Genomic DNA, 8,635 nt, shown 5'->3' on the forward strand with positions numbered 1-8,635 from the left:
CGCAGTGCCAAATACCAATCAGTTGTTATTGTTCTTAGATGTGGTTCAACAAGGGTCGTTTACCAAAGCGGCAACCTTGCACGATATGGACAACTCATCACTCTCTAAACAGATCAAAAAGCTCGAGCAAGATTTAGGTGTTCAGCTGCTTAACCGCTCTACACGCTCGTTTTCGTTGACGTCGGCCGGGGAAGATATTCTCGCACAAACCTATGTGCTGAAAGACACTATCAATCAGATCCAAGGAATTGCAGATTCATACCAGTCTGAACCCAAAGGTGTGCTACGAATTACTTCACCGATCTATTTTGGGCAGCAATATTTGCAACCTATCATCACTCAGTTCATGAGAAAGTACCCAGATGTTCAGATCGTACTTTCACTAGACGATAAGATCGCCAATATCATTGCAGGGCAGTTTGATATCGCGTTTCGCTTCAGTAAGCTTGTTGAATCGAATTTGATTGCGAAGAAGATTGCCGACAGTAATTTCATGTTGGTCGCGTCAAACGATTTTGTGAAGCAGCACGGTGAACCGAAAACGCCACAAGATCTACTCGCTCTACCTGCGGTGATTTATACCAATGGTGATATGACGGTCGACCATCTGCGCATTAGTGAAGAGCCGGGAGGTAATACCTTCCAGAGCCTAACGATTCGTGGCAACTATAAGGTGAGTGATGTTCGTACTATGGTGTCTTGTGTGAAAGATGGTCTAGGTTATGGCTTCCTTGATCAATCAAACCTGTATGCCTCAATGAAAGAACTTGGCTTGGTCACTTTACTGCCGGATTATCCGATCTCTACGATTGATACCGCAATCTACGCTGTCTATCCGCACCGTAAGCAAACCAAACTAGTCAAAGAATTCATCACTACGGTTCAAGACTATATTGGCTCTCCGACGATTTGGGAGAAGATGCAGCAAGGTTAGTTGTGTTTCTAATAGTTCAAACTAAAAAGGAGCCAGATCGTCACACGATCTGGCTCCTTTTTAATTGTTCCGGCTATCACTGATTTACAATGTAAAGCTTAGCTATAGCTGGCGTGAACGGCTCATATTCACTAATACCTATTAATGCTCATGAATCACTTCTTTACCACTCGGATAAGCTTTGGTACCTAGTACATGACCATCAACTTCTTTGCCATAGTAACCTTGGTGATTGTGGTAGCGCTTAGCATTGCTAGCAACATCACCCTTGTATCGAGGATCTTGTGGGCGTTCATGACTATTCACAAATGCAGCCACATCCCATGCATCTTGAATCGAAAGTTGCTGGCTCTTTCCAAGCGGCATGTTTTCATAGATGAAATAGGCAGCGGTGTTCACCCGGTGCATACCCGCGCCCCAGTTATACGCGTTTTCGCCCCACAATGGTGGAAAGTATGAACGTCCGTCAGCCCCTTTAATACCTTCACCATTTTGACCATGACAGGTTTGGCAGTTGGTTTGGTAAACCTTTTCACCACGCGCTATCGATGGCTCTTGTTCAGGATTATCAATCTTAGGATAGCTACGCCCTGCCAACTTACTGCGGTCATCGATTGGGTATTTGCTTAACAGCTCTTCAGGGAGAGGGAAGCTTTCCGCTTTACCACCGACTTGTAAGTCAGCATCGCTGATCTCAGGAACGGGTGTATCTTGCATGCCGTTCTTGTCTAAGATGCCGCCCATCGCCAGCCAGTATGAATAAGCCGTTAGTGCGACCATCTCTTTTGAACCCTCAGCCGGTGGCAAACCATTCATTGAGTAGGTGAAGCAACCTTGGATACGCTCTGCGTAGCTGTTTACTTTGTCGTTCTTGGAACGATACGCAGGGTAGGCCATGTACGCACCCCAAAGAGGTGCTGCGTTAGGCTTCATGCCCGCTTGCATGTGACAGTTTACACAGTTTTGTTCATTGCCTACGAACGTACCACGCATCTGTTGTGAATCGACAAACAGCGAATAACCCAATTTTACTTTGTCGCCAAATTCCCCAGCAGGGATATCAACCAAGTCTCGTGGCACCAGATATTTGTTATCTTGAGGCTTCTCAACGGCTGGCAGTTCGGTTTGGCGATCGGGCAACTCAGCTTCGGCATAAGCGATTCCAGAGGCAAGGGTTGCGGTAATTAGAAATAATGTTTTCATGCGAGCCCTTTAGTATCGGAAAGATGCGAAATAGTAAGAGAGGTTTTTGATCTCATCGTCGGTCAACTTGCCGGCGATATTGCCCATCATGTTTAAATCATCACCCTTACGAGTGCCGTTTTTCCAAGCATTGAGCTGAGTCTGAATGTAGTCGGCATGCTGGCTTGCTAGGCGCGGGAATTTGTCTACGCCCATACCGCTTGGCCCATGACAGGTTGCACAGGCTGGAATGTTTCTATCCCAATCGCCTTGGAATACAAGTTTACGATAGGGGTTATCGATATCAGCCTGTGAGCCGCGCTGCTCTAAATCGGTAAATTCGTATGAAGGTAGTGATGCAAAGTATTCTGCGACCTCACGACGAACTGCGGGATCAGATACACCGTCAGCCATTCCCTTCATGATCGCGCTTTGACGCTCACCACTTGAGAACAGAACCAGTTGATGTTCTAGATAGTCAGCATTGAGCCCTGCAAGCATAGGGGCAATGTTGGGCATGCCTTTACCATCGGCTTGGTGGCAACCGCTACAGGTTTCTGCGGCTTCTGGCATTGGATTAGACGCTGCTTGTGCAAAACCGGATAAAGAAAGGCTTCCCAGAGCAGCGATGCAAAGCGTTAGAGTTTGAGTTTTTATGTTCAGCTTAATCATGAGGCGTCGCTATTGGTTGTAATGCACGCATTTTCGACATAATTGGATGTTCGCGCTATTGTGGATTTCCACATTAATTCACTTGGAACTTGAGGTGAGTCTCACATTAATAACCTCAGTTACCATAATGGTATTGATGTGAACTTCTATAGGTTGATCCAACTGCCGTTTATGAAATGCAAGGGAACTGCCATGTTCGCCTCGGTATAACTGCTTGTTAAGGCTCTTTTATGGCACCGATTGTATAAGCATAGCTGCTTTATGGAGGCGGGCTAAAAAAGTTGTGGTGAAATGAAGATTACCTAATGGCTTTGGGTTGATTACTCTATCTAGAGCGGATGCTTTATCTAGATTGGGTACTTTATGTAGATTGGGTACTTTATGTAGATTGGACGTTTATCCAAATAGGGTGCTTTTCTAGATCAAGGGGACGAAAAAACAGGGTAACCTCGAATGACGAAGTTGCCCTGTTGTGTTCTCATCTGCAGATCAGATAAGGAAGTGTTTTGACTCTGTGCCTAAGTTATAGCTTGCTGAGTTTAAGTTAGACCTTGTAGATCTTAGCCGGAAGCGCTTGTCTTGCTGCTGCGCCCACAACCCAATCCAACATCACGCCTTTTCCTTCTCTCGTCGGATCAATCAAGCCAATATCATTGATGTTAACGCCATCGTTTGACTTCATTTTCACCGGTTGTTGTGTGTCACCGATCCAGTGTGCACGCTCGCCGAGTTCTTTATGACCAAAGCCGTGTTCAAAGCCTAATGTTCCCGGTTTGATGCCATCAATCACCATCGCCAAAGCATGTGTGGTTGAGCTCGGTGTTTCAATGGCAAACACGTCACCGGTTTTGATACCCGCAAAAGAGGCGTCTTGCGGGTGAATGTAAACTGGGTTCACTCCTTTGATCGACTCTAAGCGTGGTGATAAGTTAGACACCGCACTGTGAATGTTGGATTTAAAGTTGGTCAGAGTAAATGGCCAATCTTTGGTCGGGAACTGCTCTGCTAAAGGTGTGCCGTCTGCCAGCTTCTGTGGATACCATGTCGGGCAACCCATGTACTGTTCGCCACTGATGGTGTTGCGAGAGGTCCCCAGCTTCTCATTCCAGATAGCCAAAGGTTTGGTCCATTTGTACTTCATGGTTTCATTGGTGTAGGCATTGGTTGCGTCTTCAAAACGACCGCCACGCGCAAAAATGTACGCTACTTTGAGCATCTCTTCAGGCTTGAGCGTTTTGTTCATCACAGGCACTAGGCGCTCAAGACCAGACCAAACAATATCTTCCGCATCCACATTCGGCACGCCACCTTTTACGAACGCCAAGTTAGCAGCCGAGCGCAGGTAGAAATCTTCAGCGCTATGAATACCGTGCCAGTTGCCTTGATTGTCTTTGATTACGTTGTCGCCGAAGCCACCTAAGCCCAGTGTTTTTGCCACATCAATAAAGAAGTTCTCTAGGTTGATGGCACGTCCGTCTTGAGTGCGGGAAGTTTTAGGCTCAACAATCGGCCAACGAGCGGTTATCGCTTTAGTCGCGACGCCATGCCAAGGTGTTGCCATGCCCCAGCTTTCGTAGGTCACTGTGTCTGGCACTAGGTAATCCGATAAGGCTGTGGTCTCATTGATGAAGGCATCGATAGACACGATCAAACCAAGCTGTTTTGGATCCTTAAGCTTTTCACCCAGCAAGTTGTCTAAACCCGGAACACCATAAAGTGGGTTCGCCATGTGGTTGATCCATGCCTTTGCTCGGTAAGGGTAGCCATCAATCGCAGCTGATAAGTGCTCAGTTAAAAGCGGTGCTGAGATTGGGTACCACGGAGCGCGTGTCGGGTAAGGTGACTCACCTGCGGCAACGCGACGTTTGTATTCGCTGGTTTTTTGATACGGGAACTTGCTGCGGGACAAGAATACACCTTGAGGCTTAGTCTTACCCTTGAACTTGGTAAAGTCGTAACGTGGACCTGCAACCGAAGTTGGGTAGCCGCCCGCTTTCGCCATCGCGCCACCTTTCGCGTTGATGTTACCGATCAGCGCGTTCAGCATCAGAATAGAGAACGAGTTGTAGAAGCCGTTGGTGTGCATGTTGCCACCGTGAGTATCCACGACTGCTTTTGTACCATAGCTGGTGAAGCGTTTTGCCAACGCAATAATCTGGTCTTGTGGGATTTCACACTGCTCACTGTAGTATGCAAGGTCATATTTGAAAGCTTCTTCCTTCAATCTTTGCAGAGAAGACTTAACACGAACAGTCTGACCATCAACTTCTACGTCTTGATCGACGAACAGAGCCGCTTCATTCACCTGAATATGTGATGACAATAGTGACGTTGTCACATCTAGTGCGATAAATCCGTCATCGTCAGACATCGGTTCGCCTGTTTCTAGCAACCTTATATCCGATGCACGAAGCATACGCCCATTTTGTGGGTGCGACTCGTCGCTGATCACAAGGTGAGATGCATTACACCAGTGTGTGGTGCCGGCTTTTTGCATCGCTTGCGCACTTGGGCGAGACAAGAAGTCGTGATTGTAGCGCTGGTTTTCGATGATCCACTGGATCATACCCAGAACTAATGCTGAATCGGTGCCCGGTTTGATCGGCAGCCAGTTATTGCGATCGCCCGCCGCAAGGCTTGAAGACCCGGCAGGTAGGCTTGGTGTCACTATGGTGTAGCTCAGTTTTCCATTGGTACGAGCTTCAGCCAATTGTCTTGCTTGGCGCTTAAACGGGTTACCCGCTTGAGCCGGAGACATACCGATGAAAAGAATGAATTCTGCGTTGTTGAAGTCGGGCTTTAAGTGCGAGAACTTATCTAAGTCATTCATGATCGCGCCAGAACCTGCACGGAATGCGTAGCCACAGTAAGAGCCGTGATGACCAAAGTTACGAGTGCCGTAGCTGTTAAATGCAAAGCGCTTCAAGATGTCGTCACGGCCTTCATTACCGGCATTGGTCACAAGCAGTTGGTTGGCTTTTGGTCCGTATTCAGGGTTGTTTGGATCGAGTGGTGTTTCGATGTCACGAATCGATCGTAAGCCCTCAACTTCACCTTCACCGAATAAGTCACCACCCTCGGTGATCTCAGAGATAAGTTGTTCGTAGCTGATTGGTTCCCACTTGCCTCCACCACGCTTACCAACGCGTTTGAGCGGTTGAGTGATTCGGTATGGGCTGTTTTGAATCTCCAACATGCCGTTACCACGGGCACAGGCTGTCGAGCGGTTATTGATGCCTGACTCACCAGACAAGCCAATGTAGGCGTCTTTTACCGGTGTTTTGAACGGGATCTGCTGATCACTTGAAAGCGGGTGATATGGGTTACCTGAGATACGTAAAATCTCATCATTGCGATTATCGATACGTACACGCAAGCCACACAGTGTCCAGCAGCCAAAACACATTGAGGGTGCAACGCGTTGGTTTGGATTCGGCGAAATCTTACCTTGCTCATCGACACTGTATTCCGTCTCTAACGAATTACCGTGATGGATGTGATTGGTTTTCTTACCTGCGGTGCCATCGATAGCACCGTGAACCATGTGCTTTGTGGTTGTCGCATAACCTGCAGCAAAAGCTCCAACACCACCGGCAGCAAGGCCTGTTTTCAAAAATTGACGACGTTTGTTATCCATGATGATTCCTCAGACTACAAGCTATGTGAGCGGTTAAGTGGTGATGATGTGTTTTGGTTTGGCTTAGATGCTGTCTTTGTCGCAGAGCCAGTTGATCTTGACGATCCAGCAGACACGATTTCAGAGGCGAACAACGCAAGTGCTAGCCACAGGCCGCACATGCCAACGATGCCAAGTAACCCAGCACTACCCATTGGTAATTCATAAGGGAATGGACCCACATCAAAACGAGGAATGGTTTGAACTTCCATCATGGTGACCCAACGTACCGCCCATGCTGAAACTATGGTCGCAAGCGCAACACAGATAATTCCTAACTTGCTTTGCGATAGGCGTTGTAGTGGCAGCACTAAGATCATGCACAGCAAAATGCTGGTGGTCATGATGCCTAAATTGATGCCCCAAGCATCGTTCTCATACAGGCTGAAGTGACCATGATTAGATGCCCAAATCGACGTAAGAATGATGGCAAGGCCACCGGTTAGGGTAATCGTTCTTTGTACCAGAGCGAGGTCTGTTGGTTTTAAGCTTGGCTTGGTGGATGGCAGTAGAGCCCAAATCAATAGGGTTAAACCCGTTGCAGCAAAGAACGCTGTCGTAAACCAAAGCAGCGGAGAAGCCGGTTGATGCCAAAGCGGTCGGCTCGCCAAAATCGCAATTTCTGCGCCTGTGTAAAGCGCGATGCTTAGGCCCGAAATAGCCGTCACAGCAGCGAGCGCAATCATCAGCTTTGACGATATTTGCCATTGACCTAGCGTCAGCCAAGCCAAACGTTTTAGAAGTGGGTTTTCACTCTCTTTGAGCTGTGCGATGTCATCACGCAGGTAAACCCAAGCCGTCGCGACAGCCAGACCAGAGAACAGAGGTAGAAACAGAGAGCCCAATGACATCCATGACCAAGGTGTGATGTGAGCATAGAAGTGCCACGCACGTCCCGGTTGGTGTAAGTCTCCAGTGAGGGCTAATGGCCCAACAATCGCGCCGATTGCCATCACAAGCACAAGGGCTGCACGAAATTGATGACTGGTTGAATTTTTAAATATCAGGGCAATCAAAAACAGAATCGCAGCCGCGTAAGCCGAACCTATGTAGAAGAAATATTGAACCGCCCACGGTAGCCAAGCGATCTCTTGAGCGGGGACTAACACCTCAGTGATATTCATGCTGTCTCTCCTTGTTTGCCTTGTGTCGCGATTGCCAATTCTTGTTTGCTAGAGGATGAGTTATCGATGGCGGCTGGATCATAAATCGCAGGTTGGCCTTCAATGTGGCTAACGAATCGCTCGTTCATGCCGATATAGAAAACATGGGGGTTGGTATTCTGCTCTGGCTTAAGCACCTTGATGTCGTCTCGATTTTCATTGAGTAGGCGGTTTATCTCACTGTTTGGATCTTTGAGGTCACCAATGACACGCGCGCCACCAACACAAGTTTCTACACAAGCGGGCAGTAAGCCGTCTTCAAGGCGGTGTGCACAGAAGGTACATTTGTCTGCGGTAAGGGTGTCGTTATTAATGAAACGAGCATCGTAAGGACAAGCTTGAACACAGTAAGCACAGGCTACGCAGCGTTCGTTGTCGACCATCACTATCCCATCTTCACGCTGGAAGGTCGCTTGAACAGGACAAACCTTGATGCAGGGGGCGTTGTCACAGTGATTACATAGGCGAGGTAACATGAATGATTTCACGTCTTGTTGAGCCGTCGAACCATCATCAAGGGAGACTTCATACTGTTTTACGGTGGTTCTGAACTGGCCAATTGGCGCTTGGTTTTCAACGCTACAGCCAACAGTGCACGCCTGACAGCCAACGCACTTACGTAAATCAATCGCCATGGCGTAGCGTTTGCCTATTTTGCCTTTGCGGTCAGGTTGGTTGTTATTGCGAATGGCTGTGCTTGCGACTGCGGTGTTGATTCCGGCAATGGGAATGAGCGCAGCACCAGCGGAAACCTTGCCGAATTGGCTGAGAAACCGTCTTTTCAATGAGTCCATAGAGGTACCTATAAATGGGTATTCGATCTGTTAGGCTCATTGTCAGATTTTGGGCGTACGCGGGGTATTGTGGATTTCCACATACCCAGATCAAAGTTGATCTAGAACAAATGTGGTTTTACCAATCTAGCTGTTATGCTTTGTTTTAGAGGCTTATTTAAGGTTCATCGCGGCTTTCCGGGGAAAGCCGCTTTTATCTTCAAGAAGAAGTAGT

General features: G+C 47.8%; 6 protein-coding genes. 1 reads left to right on the forward strand and 5 read right to left on the reverse strand.

Annotation, left to right across the window (positions count from 1 at the left end; translation table 11 throughout):
* Positions 1-4 precede the first annotated feature (4 nt).
* Positions 5-934: a LysR family transcriptional regulator gene (locus ACED41_RS09830; protein ID WP_017070613.1), complete on the forward strand. Its 930-nt coding sequence runs from the start codon at positions 5-7 to the stop codon at positions 932-934.
* A gap of 141 nt (positions 935-1,075) precedes the next feature.
* Here the strand turns inward: ACED41_RS09830 and ACED41_RS09835 are convergent, their stop codons facing one another.
* The 5 genes from ACED41_RS09835 to dsrO all read right to left on the reverse strand — a co-directional run bounded on the left by ACED41_RS09835 (position 1,076) and on the right by dsrO (position 8,421).
* Complete coding sequence (locus tag ACED41_RS09835) at positions 1,076-2,137, reverse strand: c-type cytochrome (RefSeq protein WP_371724890.1); 1,062 nt, start codon at positions 2,135-2,137, stop codon at positions 1,076-1,078.
* 9 nt (positions 2,138-2,146) lie between these two features.
* Positions 2,147-2,788 carry a cytochrome c gene (locus ACED41_RS09840; protein ID WP_371724891.1) on the reverse strand — a complete coding sequence of 214 codons (642 nt, stop codon included), beginning with the start codon at positions 2,786-2,788 and terminating at the stop codon, positions 2,147-2,149.
* Positions 2,789-3,332: 544 nt separating this feature from the next.
* On the reverse strand, positions 3,333-6,425 hold the full coding sequence (locus ACED41_RS09845) for a tetrathionate reductase subunit A (protein ID WP_371724892.1): 3,093 nt from the start codon (positions 6,423-6,425) through the stop codon (positions 3,333-3,335).
* 14 nt (positions 6,426-6,439) lie between these two features.
* On the reverse strand, positions 6,440-7,588 hold the full coding sequence (nrfD, locus tag ACED41_RS09850; protein WP_371724893.1) for an NrfD/PsrC family molybdoenzyme membrane anchor subunit: 1,149 nt from the start codon (positions 7,586-7,588) through the stop codon (positions 6,440-6,442).
* Positions 7,585-8,421: a sulfate reduction electron transfer complex DsrMKJOP subunit DsrO gene (dsrO, locus tag ACED41_RS09855; RefSeq protein WP_017070609.1), complete on the reverse strand. Its 837-nt coding sequence runs from the start codon at positions 8,419-8,421 to the stop codon at positions 7,585-7,587. The genes nrfD and dsrO overlap by 4 nt, the downstream gene beginning before the upstream one ends.
* Between the last annotated feature and the right edge of the window lie 214 nt (positions 8,422-8,635).

Origin of the sequence: Vibrio sp. 1F255 (assembly GCF_041439145.1) — a bacterium.
In the GTDB taxonomy this organism is placed as follows: Bacteria; Pseudomonadota; Gammaproteobacteria; order Enterobacterales; family Vibrionaceae; genus Vibrio; species Vibrio crassostreae_C.